This window comes from Paenibacillus sp. ACRRY (genome assembly GCF_022346995.1).
Classification (GTDB): domain Bacteria; phylum Bacillota; class Bacilli; order Paenibacillales; family Paenibacillaceae; genus Paenibacillus.
The window spans coordinates 1-16,029 of record NZ_JAKRNM010000022.1; the positions used below are offsets into that span (position 1 = coordinate 1).

The window sequence follows — 16,029 nt, forward strand, 5'->3', positions numbered from 1 at the left end:
ATATCGCCGTTTGCTACTTTGGCTAGTGCTGAACGCCATCGTGACAAACCTGTTTCTCCGTTGTACAGAAAGCCCTGCTGCTTCCCTGCTTTTTCTGCCTGCGTAAGTGCCTTCCTCGCGCTGTATCTCGCGCGTGAATCATGCGCCATCTAAATTCCTCCTCCGATATTTTCCGGATTGCGTACCGGAGAAAGCACGTGACGACAACGTGGATGAAATATTTCGCGACGAGGTAGATCGCCTACATACGGATAATCTCCGGGAGCATCCGGTACTAACTTGATGATGCGGCCTTCCCAGTTACGACACGCATCTTTTGCGCCATGACTTGATATCTGCGCGTAATATGTTTCGCGTCCGATCGCCTCGTTTATCGTTGCGTCTCGGTGCGCGGAATTAAGTTTCGTACGTGTCACGGTATCGACGTATACTTCCGGTTTCCAACGCCGTCCTGCTGCGTCAATAATGCCGGTATCTGTCGCCTGGCCGAGTGTCTTACGAATGCCCGCGAGCGTGTCCGCGTTAATTGTCCGGCGGCCGTTAATGCCCGACGCCATGTTAGCGCGAAAGGACTCCGCAGTTGCTTGGCGAACGGCCTGGCGAACTCGGCGATCGATGTTCTGCGTCACCGCGAGCAAATCCGCTTGTGTATCCGCAATAGCCGACGCAACCATCTCACGGTTAATCCGGTTAAACTTAACGATCTTCTCCGCTTCGGCTATCGTATTAGCAACGCCGAGTCCGACGATTGCTCGCGCCACCCCGTCCGTTGCAGCTTTCGGAACATACTCCGCAACCCAGGCGGCCGACTCCGCGTTTAAACCACGCAAAATAGCCGCAATCTCAGCGAGAGCGGCCTTTGCATGTGCGCGTGATATATCGGAGACATCCAGGCGTGATAATTCAGTTGCGATTGCGAGGATTCCGCGTTTATAGGCGTCGACGAGATGGTTAATATCGCGGTCATAGTTCGGATCAGGAATCCGCTCCATTATACGACTACCTCTTCGTTAAATATCGTGCTGTCGACGGTGCCGACCGTCCGTTTCTCGTCGTCATCGATGCGGCTCATCGCTTGTTCCGCCTGCTCATCAGTGAGTCCGTCAAGGCGTTTAACTGCGTCGCGTACGGACATCGTCGGTTTGCCGCCGGTACGGATTTGCGCAATTTCTGCCTGCTCACGGTCATCCGTCGGAAGTCCGTCAGAGAAGATAATGTGCGGCTTTGTTGGCGTGTAGTCGATGCTAGCTTTAGATTGTGCCTGATCAAGGAGTTGGGCAATAAAAAGTGCCTCTGTGAGCGCCTTGTCGAAGTACTGACGTTTCCGCGCTATTTTAGAGAGCAAAGGATTCATGCGATATTTGACCGCGAGTCCTGTCGCGCCACTAGTACCTGCATTTTCCTTCCCTAACGCAATGGGTGGAAGCTCCGATGTGGTCAAGAGCGTGTCTATGAGCTTGTCGAGTTCCTTAAACGCCGACTCAAGCTGACCATCCCATGTGACATATTGAGGCACAACCGAGCCTGAGTCTATGACCTCAAAGACTTTAGCGTAAGCAGCTCTTTGTTGAGGCACTCCGTCCGGACCATCCTCTAAAACTCCTGCCGGAACAGTTAAAATTGGGTCCGCGTGCTTATCCAAGATTGATGCAATTTGAGTCAACCGATTGTTAATCTCACGGAACAGAGCCTTATGCTCGCTTATATCGTCCAATCCGCTCCATGTATCATCGAAAGAGAAATTCGGAACGTGTACGATAAGAGGCGCGGGCACTCCAGTTTTAAGCGGTGCCTCAACGTCTTCCAACTCCTTCGTAATAGTCCACGAGGTAACTTCATCATTTCGCGTAGTCAATGCGGTCATTTCGAACTTGGAAAACGTAATCTCTCCTGGAACATGCGTTTCAACCTGCAGCTCCCAGCGAATCCGTCCTTCTTCAGTAAAGGCAATTGGGACAGCTATGTGGTACGCCGCGACTTTTTTAGCATTGCCGGGCACTGTTTCCGGAAAGACGTACGCCGCATTCTGTGATTCAATCACCGCGCGATAAGGATCTTGTGATTCCGGTAAGATTCCGCGATATTCTTGCGCCCATTTGATCTTATAAAACGAGTCTCCGCGGTAAGCATTTCCGTGAGCCATTTCGTAGTTTGTCGTATTAAGCGTATTTTCTTTGACTATCCGGTCCAGTGCTGATTGCTCCGCTGAGGCTTCCTCTCCCGCGCTATAAATCGGAGAGTCTCCGAATAGCAAATCGGCAGCTTTCTTGCATATCAATCCCGCGTAGTTAGCGTAGATATAGCGTTTCGGATCAACTTCTATTTCTTCGCTCAGCCTTTTTATCAAATCAGCGTTACATCTGACAAGCTCCGCGTTTTCCCTGTATCGGTCTACCCGTTCCTTGTGTTCTTTTGGCGGATACATCTTACCAACCTCAAACAATGCGACGCCTCCTCTATAGTCCTTTAGGTTTTTTGCTCCACGATCTTCCCCGTCTTGCCCCGCCTCCTGCAGCCTCTACTGCACCAGCAAGAGAATCCGGTAAGTCATCATGAGTTCCGGAGGGAAACTGCTCCATTTGCTCGTGCAACAATCTGTGCGATCTGTTAAAACGCAAAAAACCGCTCTCGATAAGCGGCTCCAATGATTCAATGCGTATTTCTTTCTTTGTACGGGACACAACCGCCTTGAGGCGTACGCTTCCGATGCCTTCTTTCCGTAATCTTTCGCTCAGTTGCCGATACATGTCATGCTGTGCACCGACCGTCTCCACCGCAAAAGCCTTATGTCCGTAGCGTTTGATAATCTCAACCGCCTGCTCTAACGCTATATGAGCTGCGCATTTCCTCGCCCATGCCTCAATTACGTACATTACACGAGTGTTCCGGTCTATACCGACCGTCACGATCGCGTTATAGTCGGAACGCGAGCTTTTGCCTTGCGCTATGTCCCAGAAAGCGTAATAATCAAGCGGAAGTTCTCGACCGAATGAATCAATTAGGTCAGATTCATCATAATACCGGAACAATTCCGGGTTAAATATCATCGATTCTTCATCGATCGGAGTATTTTGATATTCCGTGTTAAACGCTTTTGATCCGTTAGCCCATTTCCATGTCATCAGTGCCCACAATGGCTGAACTTCCGGCCAAAGTACGACCGCTCCTCTGTCCATTTCCTCCCGGTTTGCTTCGTAAAAAGCTCGAGCGGCCTTAACTCGGTCCTCGATGTCAGGATTCAAGTATATTGTGCGGCATTTTTCCCACAATTCTGTATGCTCCGGTTCTTCAATCAGCGCCTTGTACAGTTTCGAGTTAAAGTCTGACCGCTTCATTACCGTTCTTAACAACGACTCCGCGTGCACTACCGTTCCCATGTATACGAAGGCCGTTCGCTTACCTTTCGGATCTCCTAGCGGTACCACCGTTTGCGAGAACCAATCGCGCATCTTCTGGCGCAGTTCCGGAGTGGCCGCGTTAGATCGTATGTCTTCCAAGTCATCGCAGATTATCAGGTCAGGCCGTACACCTTCCCAGTTACGTCCACGCAATGCCTGGTTACTGGATGCGGCCTCCATCTTCGTTAACTGACGCTGGCCGCCATCCGCTGTAGGCTCCCACGCAACAAACTCTGAGGAGTTATCTTTCGGGTTCATTTGCTGCTTAGGATTCAGTAACGGACCAAAGTCTGCGCGTAGTTTCGCGTTACTCTTGAGCTGATTCGCAATCCACTCAAGGTTGCCGGTAGATACCGCAGGCGTTTCCGATATGTTGATGATATATTTACGATGTCTATAAGCGATCTCGCGTAATGGGAATGCCTTTGATAAGTACGATGATTTCGCGTGTGAACGAGGCGCCGCACGAACAACCTTAGCATTTATCTCCCGCATGGATACATCGTCCATTGTCTCGCAAATTTCACGGTGAAATGACGGTGAATCTTCGACACTTTCAACGTCAAATCCGTCCCAGTTACCCGCGTTGCCAGGATTATGTACCTCCGAGAAATATTCGAGCGCGAAGTATAAGAGGTCGGCTTCCGCTCTATGGATTCGTGACAATCGCTCTGATTCGTCGAGGTACTGCGCCAGTTCCGCCTCTTCCTCACTCGTTAGTAACTCCGGAACACCTTCCGCAGTCATCGCGTGAATTAACGCGTCTAATCTATCGATAATCTGTCCGCGCTCATCTCTATCGACCCACCGATCGTTTACCCACGCCATGACTCCGCCTCCTCTTCGCTAATTTTCAGCGTGAAATAATGCTGTTGTTGCGTGACCCTACCGAATACACTCGGACTTGGTTAAACGCGCTAAATACACGCTGAAAGCACGGTAAAACTACGGGGACATTGCAAGTCCAAAGTTAATTTTGATACGCGGATTTTTCCGGCACCAGTTGAGGCGGTCGTTAGGGGTCGAGGGGGGGTGGGCCGCCCTCTCACTCGCTGACCCTTCCGGAATCACTGCGATTATTCATCCGCATTGCATAATCGTAAGCCTTCCGTTTATTCATCGTTATACACGGACTTGTGCACAAAAGCCAGATACTAGACACTAGTCCGCTCCGCAAACCTGCGCCCCGCCTACGTTTACTGGCGTTGCATAATCACGCGTTATACATCGCATATACATTTCCAGTTATTAACGCGTACAACCCGCAGTGCTATGCGGATTACGCCCGTTAGTAGTTGGAAATGTATACGGTCATTTCCCGGTGTCATTGCCCTTGCGTATTCACACGTTATACAGCGTCATTCACCGAGGAGTGAATAACCCTTCGTACTGTGACGTGGTGAATTACGAAGGCAAAACGAAAATTTCCGAAGGGTCACGCGCCAGGAGCGCGCAGTAGATGTAATTGACGTCTTGTCAACCGCAGTACATACGCACTCCATCGCGTTCCTTCATATAATGACGCGCTAAACACACGTCATCTATCCGCTTTACACTCCGCGTCTTGCTTGGTACTCCGCGAGCTTACGGTCCAGCTCTTCGCGGTCAAGCGTAGTTGCATCCGTCTTGGTAACGTCGATCTTCTCCGTAAGCATCTCCGTCATAGTTAGTAGCAACTTGGCAGCCGCTGCATTCCGGTCCTCGATAGCTGCTTGTGCCATTGCGTCGGTCACTGCGGGTATCCGATCGAGTACATTACGCGTAATCTGTTTCTTTAACTCACGTTCGAACAACGCATCTTTCATCCAGTCATACAACGCTTGGCGGCTGACGCCAGCCTCCGTTGCGATCTGCTCCATCGTAAGACCTGCACGCTTAGGCTGCGCGAGGTAGTTAAGTGCGATGAGGTGATGCGTCTCTAGGCGTTTAAGCGCCACATATACCGTCTCCTTTACGTGAACAGTACGACTCTCCTACGCTCAGGCAAGGCGTAAGAGATACCGCGCTATTCTTTTGATCTTGCCTACATGAGTTTCTTCTTCGAGTTATCTTCATGTATAAGCACAAACAAAAAGACAAGCTCAGGCTTTCGCCCTCGCGCTCACATCTTTCGATGATCGCACCTGCTTGTCAGTTCTTTGTATCTTATTGAATTGATAACGCGCATAAAGGTATATAATCCTATTCGTCCCGCGAGGTTTAGTTTGCGAAGCAAAATCAACCGAAGCGGTAATGTTTTGTTTCTCTTTTACATCTTTCTCTTTTACTTCTTTCTATCTTTACCGTCTGCCTAGCGCATACTATGGATCGTATGTCTAGCGCATATCACCGGTAGTATGTCTAGCGCCTACTAAGCAACTTTAGCGGATGACCGTCGCGGCTTGTATACGGAGTGGTCCGGCATTATTACGACGCCGTCCTCGTCCACTATATAGCCATCGTCCGTGATACGCGGACAGTATGACGGAAAATACCACTTAAATCGCCGCGTGCCTTCGTAATGACTCGCGCTCCGGATAATCCCGTTTGTGTCCAGGATGTCCGCAAGCAGCTTAACCCGGTTACGTTCGATCCTAAGCGCACCCATTATCGCTTCGTACGATAAGAAACACGCGCCGAATCTGTCGTTATAGGTACCGTCAGCACGCGTATGGTTGCCGTCAATATACGACTGCAGGAGGAAATAAAACGCAACGATGTCGCGTATCTCCGGCTTGCGTCGGCTCTCCGCAAAAACTACGTCGTACGCCTCGTTTATAATGCGCGGGAATACCTTGCGCACCAGCTCACGGTTGTACGTCTCGTAGCCCGCCGGACTATCGAGTAGCTCCCGCTTGTCGTTCGGAAGAGGCTTAACTACTTCGCTCATGCCGCACCTCCGTGACCGTAAAGATTTATAAATTGTCCGCTGTGCGGGATCTGGCGACATTCTCCGTTGTCTAGCTCGGCTCGGCCGCCCTCGTAAACCTGCAATATACGTTTAATCGTGCTCTTCTTACCCCAATAGAGCGGATTAACGTACGATGCCAGTCCCATAAGCTCACCGGCTTCCTTCTTAGTCTTCGCGTATACAATGATCGTCTCTCCGACGCTATTAATGTATGAATAGACTTTATCTGTCGCGGGACGAACGTGCTTTTCTGCTCTAATATCCACGATTACATCACGCACCATCTCGCGTAACTCGTCACGTGAAATACCGAAGATTTTAGCGGGAAACGTTTCGCGCGATACCTCGATCGCGGCTTTTGTGAGAAACTTTTCGTAGCTCTCCGAACTCAAACGGTCCAGCGTTTTGAAATCTACGCGTTTCTTAACGTAAAACTCAATGTGCATCCACAATCGTCTGATATCGGCCATGTTATCGTCTCCTTAGCGTTGGATTAACGTAAGGGCGTGCGGAGTATACCCGCATCATTCGTAGCCTTAACGTGGTGGAAAAGTACTCTCCCCTTATTGCCCGTAAAGTAGGGTGTTTTATCGTGTTTTACACTCAATAAATTTTCGTCTCTATCTTCTAAGTCCGGAGATTGCGTAAAATGTAAGGTAGTCCGTAATAACACTTTCCCCTTATTGCCCGCGAACTCGGGTAAAAGTTGACGTTTTTAGAGGATTTATTTACCCAAAGGGTATACCGCCTGTGTTAGCGCGGCATCAGCTTTACTTGTGCGGGATTTTGTTATAAAATTATAATGGATAGCCTTGCTTTGACCTCTCGTAAGTTCTAAATATACCGTCAACGTGCTACACTTGATGTACCCCGAGCGAAAACTTTTTTTCTAATCCGCGTTAATCTCGCCCTCGCAGCATTATATGAAAGGCCGCTTATTTCCTGAGCCCTCTCTCCTGACATCACGTAACACTTATTTTTCGACATCCCGTACTTTGTCATCTCACCCGCTATCATATCCTTTTCCGCAACTTCGGCCAGTTTCCGTAAGAACTCAGCCTGTCGCCCACCTACTCGTTGCCATACGGTCTCTTCCGCAATCTCTGCGCCCAGAACTGTTCCGAGCGGAGTCATAAAATTGGGGTGCACCATGCGATCCGCGCCGCCTTTCCGAAATCTACGTAATCCGTTTCTTTTAGCCTGCGCATCATAGTAGCGCGTCATTAACGATTGATTGACGTATTTAACAATCTCCTGGTCTGAGCGCGTAACGTCTACGTAATGGAGAACGTGTTTTAGGGCCGCCTCCATATCGACCATCACCTCGGATCTGATCTGCGACTCTTCGCGGCGAGCGGCCTCTTCTGTCGGCTCAATCAGCGCTAATACATGGCGATATAGACGGTAATTTGCAACCGATCCGAGCTCGGCATATGCCTGAGTGATCTCTTCGTCTGACTTACGTAGCCATTCTAGTAGCTCCGTATTAATGTCGTATTTGTAGATATGTTTCTCCCAATCGACGGGCTCGAAAGGTATATTGAAGCCCATATCGATGTATAAAATCGAAAGCTGGCGGTTGAGTTCATCATAAGCCCACCGAATAGGCTCCCGAACGTACCAGGCGTGTTTTACCGCTTTTTCCCGGATCGCACGTATTCGGTACGATATATACTGATGGGGATGTGCGAGCTCTATGGAGACATCGTTTCCCTCTACAAATCGGTAACGTCGCGTTGGGTTTTCGAGGAATTCCGTCTCCGCCGCGTCTTTCATAATGCGTTCAACGATCGCGAGGTCTCCGTTTTGCTGATACGCTGTGATTCCGTCTTTTATATTCATACTGCGCCTCCTTTATAGTAGGAAAAACGGGGCCGCGCGGGAAGGGCACGGCCGGAATACGGATTACTGCGCTTCTGGACGAAGGTTGAGCGTCAGTTTTGGACGGTAGGGCACATATGTCTCCTTCGTTGACTGGCGTGGGAATTCGATTACTTCCGCCGGCTTCCGTTGCTTAGCGGTTGGGCATGGCGGCAATTTCCGTGTATCCACGAAACCTGCGTCCGTCTCACGGATGTAACCACGTTCCAAGAGAAGCTCATGTATGAACATGCGACCAGCCTGTGTCCACTCCGTTTTAGTCGCCGTTTCTTTAAGGCCCGTTTTCGGGTTCGTATACGGACTCGTCACCGACCTAACGATACGCTCGCCCTTTACCTCCTTCGTTTTGTACTTTTCGTATAGCAACCACTGTTTTCGGGACTTCCGCTGGACCCTTTCGCCATTCAGAATGTTGTTCAGTCGCTGCGCGGACATACTATAGTCGCTCGCGATCTGCAACACGGTTAACGTTCCGTCAGGGCGGATGACTTCGTCGAGATATACGAGTTCTTCCGCTTGTTCTTCGATTATTTCCGCTTGAATTTCGGTCTCCGTCTGCAGCAATGCCGCCCTCTGTTCAGCTTCTACGCGCGCTCTTCGTTCTTCTGTGAGCTTGGTTACTGTCTTAAGTAGCAGATCCGGGTCGTCTAGTAGCGAGTCAGTGGCAAACATTCCGTTTTCTCGGATGGATGGAAGAACTTCATCAAAAACCCACTTCTCAAAGGCTTCCGCACCGGGAAGTTTTGATCGGGCAATGAGACGATAGACGTTCCCCTCGGAAATGAACTTCATTTGTTGCGTTCCCCCGGATGTAAGGACTGGGTGAATCACCGCCCCCTCTGATTTACAGTGCTGACGTACCGCAGAGTTGGGGTCTTTGTATCCTAGCGCCAATGCAACTTGAGTAGCACCGAACATCTCTTTACCCTCGATAGTTACAATCTGGATGCTCCCAAACATCTCGTGATCGAATACCTTCGGTTGGTTAGTTAACATGTACATCTCTCCCATTCGTTTAGTGTGGTGTTGACGTAGTGCTATATGTTAACGGCGCGTGGCCGATGTTATTAAATAATGCTTAATTTCGCGTAAGGGGTTGACTTTAGGTTTGATACGCGGTATACTATTAGTGTAAGGTGATATGATTGATATAATTTTAGGAAAAAATAGAGTCTAAGTCTCAGTATAGCACACTTTTTCAGCTATGCAAGAGTTTTGTCTATTTTTTTTTGTTTTTTTTCTAATAGTGCCCACCTTCTCTAAACTCCCGCGCCTTTCTCTCTGCTTCTGCCTCCTTGTACGCTTCGTAAAACATCCCGATCGGACTGTATAGCTCCGGATTCGGCAAGCCTGTACGCAAATCAACCACGCGGAAGAAGTAACGCTCACCAGCCACCCTTATCGTGCTACACCGAATATTATCGCCTACCCTCCGGCTTAACATAGCGTAAATATCTTCGAAATGATGATCGTAAAGTGTCGCCGTTTCGTTTAGCGGGATCTTTCGAAGTGTTTGAGACAACGTTTGTAAAATTTCCTCCGCGCTCTCTACTTCTTTCATCTTAGAATCATAATTACTTAAATCATTAAATACTTGGGGTGGATTCTCCCTATCCGATTTCTCCATATCCGGAATTTCCGTTTGTGGAATATCCGACGGCTCATCAGTCGTAATTGGCCGCTCATATACGACGGTCTCTACGCCTGTGATCCGCTGCGTCTCTTCGTCTCTTATGCGCGTCCTCTCTACGTAGCCCGCGCTCTCTAGCTGGCGTAACGCGGAGTAAACCGCATCCTTACCATCAGTAGAACGTTTAACCAGGTCGCTCACATACACGCGCCAGTTTGACGGTTTTGACAGCAAATAAGAAAGTAGACCTTTCGCCTTCCAGGACAGACGCCCGTCCGAAAGAAAATACGGGTCCACGATCATATAACCGCTGTCCCTCTTCGATACGCGTACAATCCCGCTGCTCATATGTTGATTACCTCCGAAAATCTTTTTACTCAAAAAACGAAACCTTGTCCGTTATCTTGCGTATTACTGGATATAACAACGGAAAAGAGCGCGCCTATGCGATAGCCAATCGCCGCTCCCTCCGCAATTTGTTCAGAGCGTAAGTTCCCGCTTACACTCGATATATGTGAACGCGCTGCCTGAACGAAGGTTGCCGCCTTCGTGCCGCGGAATATTCTAAGGAAATGCCGGAACGTTGGCGCGAACCGGCAGATAGTTCAACCGAGCAATTGGCGTTACTCAGCGTTTAAGTATCCGCATGGCGATTCTCCGATTGGCGTCGGAAGATACGGACATAGCAAATTAAGCGATTAGTAGTCGTATATCAATCCAATTACCGCCCAAAGTACGGACGTAGAGACGATTGTCGATGCGTTTGCCGCAGACATAACGCGTCATCAGGCTACCGCAGTAGGTGACGGCATAACTTCGGGCACATCGAAAGAAGTATAGAAAACGTAGGCCATATACTCAAAGGCGCTCATATTGAGGATTTTATCAACAAATTCGGCAGGAGTTTCGGTCCATTGAAAGACGATCGTAGCGTCGTTACAAAGGTAAACGTTTGGTGCCTGCGTTGGCTTGACGCGGGCTATTTCTACGTAACCGGGTCTTTCAGGATCATAAAGAACAGCAGTATCAGGTGTTGCGAGGATTGCAGGAAAAGTGTAAGGATCTTCGGGGATAATGATGTGGTTTACCGTGCAAGTAGGATATTGCGTCAAACTCTCATTCGTGTGTGCCATATCTGTACCTCCTGAGTATCAAGCCCTCCGGCTATTATTTTTTCTGGCCTTACATTACGTCCGCGATCGTCATAGTCACGTTGAGTTCGCGGCATATCCGTTTGGACTTCGCTTCATTCTTGCGGTAGTCAACCGATAGTTGCGTAAGCCCACGAATCAGTAAAGATACGCGTTTGTGCTCGTCCTTAACAACTCTGCGGCGTCGTAATGTTTCCTGCAGCCGAGTAGCTACACCGTAACCATCTTCCAGATCGAGATCCATGCGTTCAATTTCGTGAGAAATAGCGGAAACCTCACGATCCAATTCGGACTGCTTGACGTTAAGAATTGCGTAAGTCTCGGCTAATTCCGCGTGTACTGCATTCAGTGTTTCGAAGTAGCTCTGCGTTGGTTTTGACATCCCCTTCCCTCCTTTCACTTGAATTTTCGGTTACAGTACGTTGTTACATGATGCATGCGGATATCCGCGACCGTCCGAGCCAAGGCCCGTTAGGTTTCGCCCTGTTCCGCTAAAACAGGCGCTCGTCAGGCGGTATTATCGAAGGATTTCGAGTTTAAGGTTTAAATCTCCGCGATCCGGAGTCCACAGCAAGACATCGATCAAAAATTGGAGACCGTTCATTCCACGCAGCTCATTTATGATCTTCTCTACGAGCTCCCGGATGTCCATTCCTTCGACTTCATTAGCAATAATCATTCCGCCGGAATCTCCATCTAGGTAAAGGTGATCGAGGTGAGGCGCTTTATGGACCTGCCGCAGCCAAAGTTGGCCATCGTCGAGAATAAAAATGTGTCGTTCGTTTAATACATAACCTTCATATAAAGCATATTGGTGTTCCTCATCAAAAGGGCCGAGTACCATAGAAGCCAATTCAAGACTGATCGGCGCGTTCATTACATCACCCCGCGATATTCAAAGTCGATAGCTACGATGTCGGCTGCCGATACGCTAAGCCCGGAAACATTTGCGTTACTGACTCCCTTTTCTACCGCGCGGAAACGGACTTCAACGTCGGAGAGCTGGCGAACACTGTTTACGTAGAACATGCGCGTTGATTGGTTGAAATTGACGACACAGCGGTAAAGGTGAACGGGACGGCGGCTCATGCTACGATCTCCTTCGTGATCAGAATAAGGCAATAGACTGCGCGGAGTAGCTTCAAAAACCTCCGACCATAGGCGCTCGATTCAATGTTGTTAGACGTAGTTTGGGTATTATTAACGGTAAGTTGCATTTACGTTTCCTCCCTGCGGATTAGTTTATTTAGTAGTTCCATTGCGCTTATGTCGCGGATATTATCGATAAGGTTGACGTCAGTTATCGGAAGATCGAATATTATGGACCCGCTGCCGCCAGTTGTGACGTATTCTGTTCCGTCAAAGCCTACGCGTTCCAGGATGACGAGATTATATGTAGGGTCAACGTATAGCGCGTGGCGATCGTCTATTAAAGTACCTTCGTATTCAATGCGATAGTTGTCGTCGCCGTCTGCGATTTTAGTGACTACGGTGATTTTCGGCATAGTTGCGTTCCTCCTTGCGTGAATGTTATTGCTTAACATGAAACCGTTTGGTACTATTAACGTATTAACCAGTATACATATTCAACACTGAGATAGGTTATTTGCACATCGCAGTGTGCATTACTTGATTTCGATTATATACACCGTAGTGTGCATTGTCAACACTTCAATCAATATTATTTTCTATCTAGTGTTCATTTGATGGAGGAACCCACATGATTAAAGTCCATCTTTCCCGTATAATGGGCGAGAAACGTATCAGCATTGCAGAACTTTCACGTATGACCGGATTACATAGGAACGGGATAACTAAACTCTATAATGAAGATACTGATGGGATAAAATTTGATACATTGGATAAGATTTGTGAGTCTTTGAATGTTAGTGTTCAGGATATTATAGAGCATGTCACGAATGCCAAAGAAAGTACCGGAGAGGGCCGCTAACATAGGGCTCTTTCTTTTTGCGTGGAATTACCGTGGAATCAGCGTGTTTAGGCTTCGGTAAGGGGAACGTACCCGGACGGGCAGGTCGCGCTATATGTACGTGGATTTGACGGAGATTGTACGTGATGTAACGACGTCGTTACGTAAACTTGGCGACGTCTCTATGTATATCTGGGTATACACGTAACCGAAAGCGACGATGTCGTCGTATTTAAACCATGCGATGTCGCACGATTTGCCCCACGTGGGGATGTAAACCCGGGTTTACACCGTAATAATGGTCGACGTCGACCATTTTGACCGCCACAACAACAAAAAGCCCGCGAACGCAAAAGAACCGCTAACCCTGCGTGTGGGCTGCGGTTCCTCTTAATATCATGATATTTCTATTTGCTCCTCTGATAGTGAGCTTAAACAAGTAGAGCAAAAATTTTGGCCGAGGTCTGTAAATAGCCAAGAGGTATGTACAAACCTAGCACCGATACTTCCCAATGATTTATGATCCTCAACAATTTTATCCTTTAATTCAGCTATTAGTGGATAATCATCAAAAACTTCATACCGTTCCTTCTTAGCAAACGAACGATCTTGGTCAACTGATATTAAACCAAGCCGAATTAGATTATCCATTGAGGTGGAATATTCACGTATATTTGTGCTGTCCATAGATTCAATAGGAAAGATGTATTTATAGACAATGACTGCAGAGTTATTAGAGTATATGTCTAGTATAAGATGACCAGACCCCATATTTGATCTATTATATAATGTTTTTACCAGGTGAGCATCTAAGGGGGAAAGTTGTTTTATGATTTCCACAAACGAAGGATGTACAAATTTCTCTTTATCTTTGTCCATAGCAGAGGCAAGAAGTTTTGCAAACAAACCTCTAATTTCTTCATGTTCAATATAGTATTTTGCAGCCTCGATTGCTGGACCAACAATGTTTAGCGGTGGTTCTTTTATTTTTTCAGGTGCGATTAGGGATAGTTCATGTTCTACTTCTTCTTTAAATTTTCTTATTTCAGCCTCTTTCCTAATATGGGCTTTCTCAAGAGGAGAAAAGACTAAGTAAAATATATTCCCCAGTCCTTTTCCTATATTTTCGGCTGACGGTCCTAATGCTGATTTAGCGATATCGGAGGGAACTTTAATGGATTGAACGAGACTAGTTAGCCATTCTGCTGCCATATATCATACTCCTCTACTGAACTTATCCCGCGTATTTAAACGTACAGACTCCGCGCATATAACGTTCGCCCTTCACTGCAACGCTCATTTCCGAAATATCCTCGATCACTCCGCTGCCAACGAGCTCCGCGTCGATAAATATAACGATAGGCGTGCGGTCCATTTGCGCGGTGTAAAGTTGGATATCGGATGTTAGGGGACGCATGAACTGCGATTTCTTGCGCATATAGACGTAGTCCTTTCGTTGTGGATTACGTTAATACTTCGACAAATTGGCGCAATTTTCCTGCTTATTTGACGCGACTTCAGCCATTGAAATAAACACGTGATAGGTGCCAAACGAAAACGGGAGGTAGGAGGAGAATTATAAAGATAATGATAGATAAGAGCATACTTGGTGAGCTTAAAAATGTTGAATTAATCATATTAAATGTAGACAAAAACAATCAATATGTAGACAGAAACCAGCCAAATGTAGACAAAAACCTGTCTTTATCCAGTATATGTAATTCGTCTGCCACTTAGTAAAAATCGTCGAATTTGCGCGTTGAAAGAAATACGATAGACCACTTATACTACGGAAGTGTCAACGAGTTAATAGAAGCATCCCTATCATATTTTGTTCCCCTTTTTATGCGAACAATTGACCAACATAGAATCTACTGTATAATTTTAGAATAGAGATGGGAGGTGATTTAAATGAGTACATACGAAGCTCTCACGATCATGTTGCAGTTTGGATTAGTTATTATTGGTCTACTTTCCCTGACACAAAAAAAGCGATAGCCTCCCCGCCAAGAGCTGCTACCGCGATCATTATTCAGTAATTATAATATACCTTACCGCCAACACCCGCAAGACCCTGGCGCAGCCGATCGACGCTGCGTCTTTTTCACGTTCGATTCCGCGCACCGAGATACTTCCGCATCAACACGCCAGCCTCCGCCGCCATCATCGACCACCGTATACGCATCTCCGACTGATATCCGCGACATTTATAGCGCGCCACTACGCCGTCGCCGTCCGTTACCTCTTCGTAGACTTTGATGCCGCGCGTCCGGAAGCCTTTGCGCACCCCGTAGATGTCTGCGGTGAGTTTGCGTTGCGCTTCCGCAATTGCGTCGACATACGGGCCCGGCGTCTTGAGCGTTGCGTTGATGAGCGCGATATCCCGTTCGAATGCGGAGAGGACACGCGGGAGGATAATATGCGATTTGATTAGCGCGTGGTCAGCGAGAGTGATATCGATCATGGGCGGCGGGTGCCTCGCTTTCTTCTCCGTTACAGAACGTTTGTTCTTAGTATATCGCGGAGGCGGCGGATTATACAAGCGGGAGAAATGTTCCGACGTCGGAACATACTGGCGTATACAGACGCATCACTTCTGCGCGGTTGCGGATTGCAACTCTCAGAGCGATTTGACCGTGTTCACGATCACAGACATGGACGCGAATCCAATTCATGTATTATAGTGCAAATTAACATTACCAGTTCGAGGCGCCGCGCAATCAGTTAGATATACCCTATTGACTTTTTATTCGGCATGTGTATAATAAAGATCTTTTAAAGACTTTAAAGATTTAAGATCTTTTACTCAGTTATTCACTACGTTCATAACTTCGTACGCCCCGATAACAAGTGATCGTGTCGTAACAGTGGGCATCACACATAGAATAGCGCGGCAGAACTCAAGAAAAAGACAAAACGATACGCCTCGCCGTCTTCCTCCGCCACCCCTCCGTATCCGTCACGTGAAATCTCCGCAAAATCACCGTGGATTTAGCCGTTCAAATAACTCGCGAGGGCATTCGTTAGGGTCGACGTTTAAATGCACTAATTTCACGTAAATTTTACGTAGAGTTCAAAGGGGCTCAAATTCTGGCGCAGGCATAAACGACTGGAAATAACGAATCGACATCGTATGTGTAATAGTGCAA

Annotated in this window: 20 protein-coding genes; 2 read left to right on the forward strand and 18 right to left on the reverse strand. The window is 47.7% G+C overall.

Annotation, left to right across the window (positions count from 1 at the left end; translation table 11 throughout):
• Positions 1–149: 149 nt before the first annotated feature.
• The 14 genes from MH144_RS30005 to MH144_RS30070 form a co-directional block, all read right to left on the reverse strand.
• On the reverse strand, positions 150–830 hold the full coding sequence (locus MH144_RS30005) for a phage minor capsid protein (protein ID WP_343226138.1): 681 nt from the start codon (positions 828–830) through the stop codon (positions 150–152).
• A 161-nt stretch (positions 831–991) separates the two neighbouring features.
• Positions 992–2,443 carry a phage portal protein gene (locus MH144_RS30010; RefSeq protein ID WP_239305795.1) on the reverse strand — a complete coding sequence of 484 codons (1,452 nt, stop codon included), beginning with the start codon at positions 2,441–2,443 and terminating at the stop codon, positions 992–994.
• A 13-nt stretch (positions 2,444–2,456) separates the two neighbouring features.
• Positions 2,457–4,226, reverse strand: coding sequence for a phage terminase large subunit (gene terL, locus MH144_RS30015; RefSeq protein ID WP_239305796.1), 1,770 nt, complete (start codon positions 4,224–4,226; stop codon positions 2,457–2,459).
• Positions 4,227–4,948: 722 nt separating this feature from the next.
• Positions 4,949–5,335, reverse strand: coding sequence for a phBC6A51 family helix-turn-helix protein (locus MH144_RS30020; RefSeq protein WP_239305797.1), 387 nt, complete (start codon positions 5,333–5,335; stop codon positions 4,949–4,951).
• A 413-nt stretch (positions 5,336–5,748) separates the two neighbouring features.
• Positions 5,749–6,267: a hypothetical protein gene (locus MH144_RS30025; RefSeq protein ID WP_239305798.1), complete on the reverse strand. Its 519-nt coding sequence runs from the start codon at positions 6,265–6,267 to the stop codon at positions 5,749–5,751.
• Positions 6,264–6,758, reverse strand: a complete 495-nt coding sequence (locus MH144_RS30030) for a hypothetical protein (protein ID WP_239305799.1) — start codon at positions 6,756–6,758, stop codon at positions 6,264–6,266. Before MH144_RS30030 ends, MH144_RS30025 begins: the two co-directional genes overlap by 4 nt.
• 376 nt (positions 6,759–7,134) lie before the next feature.
• Positions 7,135–8,130: a hypothetical protein gene (locus tag MH144_RS30035; protein WP_239305800.1), complete on the reverse strand. Its 996-nt coding sequence runs from the start codon at positions 8,128–8,130 to the stop codon at positions 7,135–7,137.
• Positions 8,131–8,193: 63 nt separating this feature from the next.
• The gene (locus MH144_RS30040; protein WP_239305801.1) at positions 8,194–9,165 is read right to left on the reverse strand and encodes a phage antirepressor; all 972 of its coding nucleotides are present in this window, start codon (positions 9,163–9,165) and stop codon (positions 8,194–8,196) included.
• A gap of 244 nt (positions 9,166–9,409) precedes the next feature.
• Positions 9,410–10,147, reverse strand: coding sequence for a helix-turn-helix domain-containing protein (locus tag MH144_RS30045; RefSeq protein WP_239305802.1), 738 nt, complete (start codon positions 10,145–10,147; stop codon positions 9,410–9,412).
• A 437-nt stretch (positions 10,148–10,584) separates the two neighbouring features.
• Positions 10,585–10,932, reverse strand: a complete 348-nt coding sequence (locus MH144_RS30050) for a hypothetical protein (protein WP_239305803.1) — start codon at positions 10,930–10,932, stop codon at positions 10,585–10,587.
• Positions 10,933–10,981: 49 nt separating this feature from the next.
• Positions 10,982–11,332 carry a hypothetical protein gene (locus tag MH144_RS30055; RefSeq protein WP_239305804.1) on the reverse strand — a complete coding sequence of 117 codons (351 nt, stop codon included), beginning with the start codon at positions 11,330–11,332 and terminating at the stop codon, positions 10,982–10,984.
• 135 nt (positions 11,333–11,467) lie between these two features.
• Positions 11,468–11,827: a hypothetical protein gene (locus MH144_RS30060; RefSeq protein ID WP_239305805.1), complete on the reverse strand. Its 360-nt coding sequence runs from the start codon at positions 11,825–11,827 to the stop codon at positions 11,468–11,470.
• The gene (locus tag MH144_RS30065) at positions 11,827–12,039 is read right to left on the reverse strand and encodes a hypothetical protein (protein WP_239305806.1); all 213 of its coding nucleotides are present in this window, start codon (positions 12,037–12,039) and stop codon (positions 11,827–11,829) included. The genes MH144_RS30060 and MH144_RS30065 overlap by 1 nt, the downstream gene beginning before the upstream one ends.
• Before the next feature lie 128 nt (positions 12,040–12,167).
• Positions 12,168–12,455 carry a hypothetical protein gene (locus MH144_RS30070; protein ID WP_239305807.1) on the reverse strand — a complete coding sequence of 96 codons (288 nt, stop codon included), beginning with the start codon at positions 12,453–12,455 and terminating at the stop codon, positions 12,168–12,170.
• Between the two features lie 215 nt (positions 12,456–12,670).
• Between MH144_RS30070 and MH144_RS30075 the strand changes: the two genes are divergently transcribed.
• The gene (locus tag MH144_RS30075; protein WP_239305808.1) at positions 12,671–12,901 is read left to right on the forward strand and encodes a helix-turn-helix domain-containing protein; all 231 of its coding nucleotides are present in this window, start codon (positions 12,671–12,673) and stop codon (positions 12,899–12,901) included.
• Positions 12,902–13,276: 375 nt separating this feature from the next.
• On the opposite strand, the gene MH144_RS30080 is transcribed toward MH144_RS30075, so the two are convergent.
• Positions 13,277–14,092 (reverse strand): DUF4393 domain-containing protein, encoded by an 816-nt coding sequence (locus MH144_RS30080; protein WP_239305809.1) that lies wholly within the window; start codon positions 14,090–14,092, stop codon positions 13,277–13,279.
• Between the two features lie 22 nt (positions 14,093–14,114).
• Entirely contained in the window at positions 14,115–14,318 is a 204-nt protein-coding gene (locus MH144_RS30085; protein ID WP_239305810.1) for a hypothetical protein, read from the reverse strand.
• A 473-nt stretch (positions 14,319–14,791) separates the two neighbouring features.
• Here MH144_RS30085 and MH144_RS31140 point away from each other — a divergent pair, with 473 nt between their 5' ends.
• Positions 14,792–14,878, forward strand: a complete 87-nt coding sequence (locus MH144_RS31140) for a putative holin-like toxin (protein ID WP_371121677.1) — start codon at positions 14,792–14,794, stop codon at positions 14,876–14,878.
• Between the two features lie 106 nt (positions 14,879–14,984).
• Here MH144_RS31140 and MH144_RS30090 read toward each other — a convergent pair whose 3' ends face one another.
• Positions 14,985–15,344 carry a YhjD family protein gene (locus MH144_RS30090; protein ID WP_239305811.1) on the reverse strand — a complete coding sequence of 120 codons (360 nt, stop codon included), beginning with the start codon at positions 15,342–15,344 and terminating at the stop codon, positions 14,985–14,987.
• A 70-nt stretch (positions 15,345–15,414) separates the two neighbouring features.
• A complete protein-coding gene (locus MH144_RS30095; RefSeq protein ID WP_239305812.1) occupies positions 15,415–15,555 on the reverse strand; it encodes a hypothetical protein in 141 nt (46 codons plus the stop codon).
• Positions 15,556–16,029: the final 474 nt, after the last annotated feature.

What these genes read in the sequence shown, in the direction of transcription:
- terL (WP_239305796.1), bottom strand. Translation starts at nt 4,226, where the DNA reads ATGGCGTGGGTAAACGATCGGTGGGTCGATAGAGATGAGCGCGGACAG.
- MH144_RS30025 (WP_239305798.1), bottom strand. Translation starts at nt 6,267, where the DNA reads ATGAGCGAAGTAGTTAAGCCTCTTCCGAACGACAAGCGGGAGCTACTC.
- MH144_RS30030 (WP_239305799.1), bottom strand. Translation starts at nt 6,758, where the DNA reads ATGGCCGATATCAGACGATTGTGGATGCACATTGAGTTTTACGTTAAG.
- MH144_RS30035 (WP_239305800.1), bottom strand. Translation starts at nt 8,130, where the DNA reads ATGAATATAAAAGACGGAATCACAGCGTATCAGCAAAACGGAGACCTC.
- MH144_RS30040 (WP_239305801.1), bottom strand. Translation starts at nt 9,165, where the DNA reads ATGTTAACTAACCAACCGAAGGTATTCGATCACGAGATGTTTGGGAGC.
- MH144_RS30045 (WP_239305802.1), bottom strand. Translation starts at nt 10,147, where the DNA reads ATGAGCAGCGGGATTGTACGCGTATCGAAGAGGGACAGCGGTTATATG.
- MH144_RS30050 (WP_239305803.1), bottom strand. Translation starts at nt 10,932, where the DNA reads ATGGCACACACGAATGAGAGTTTGACGCAATATCCTACTTGCACGGTA.
- MH144_RS30055 (WP_239305804.1), bottom strand. Translation starts at nt 11,332, where the DNA reads ATGTCAAAACCAACGCAGAGCTACTTCGAAACACTGAATGCAGTACAC.
- MH144_RS30060 (WP_239305805.1), bottom strand. Translation starts at nt 11,827, where the DNA reads ATGAACGCGCCGATCAGTCTTGAATTGGCTTCTATGGTACTCGGCCCT.
- MH144_RS30065 (WP_239305806.1), bottom strand. Translation starts at nt 12,039, where the DNA reads ATGAGCCGCCGTCCCGTTCACCTTTACCGCTGTGTCGTCAATTTCAAC.
- MH144_RS30070 (WP_239305807.1), bottom strand. Translation starts at nt 12,455, where the DNA reads ATGCCGAAAATCACCGTAGTCACTAAAATCGCAGACGGCGACGACAAC.
- MH144_RS30075 (WP_239305808.1), top strand. Translation starts at nt 12,671, where the DNA reads ATGATTAAAGTCCATCTTTCCCGTATAATGGGCGAGAAACGTATCAGC.
- MH144_RS30080 (WP_239305809.1), bottom strand. Translation starts at nt 14,092, where the DNA reads ATGGCAGCAGAATGGCTAACTAGTCTCGTTCAATCCATTAAAGTTCCC.
- MH144_RS30085 (WP_239305810.1), bottom strand. Translation starts at nt 14,318, where the DNA reads ATGCGCAAGAAATCGCAGTTCATGCGTCCCCTAACATCCGATATCCAA.
- MH144_RS31140 (WP_371121677.1), top strand. Translation starts at nt 14,792, where the DNA reads ATGAGTACATACGAAGCTCTCACGATCATGTTGCAGTTTGGATTAGTT.
- MH144_RS30090 (WP_239305811.1), bottom strand. Translation starts at nt 15,344, where the DNA reads ATGATCGATATCACTCTCGCTGACCACGCGCTAATCAAATCGCATATT.
- MH144_RS30095 (WP_239305812.1), bottom strand. Translation starts at nt 15,555, where the DNA reads ATGAATTGGATTCGCGTCCATGTCTGTGATCGTGAACACGGTCAAATC.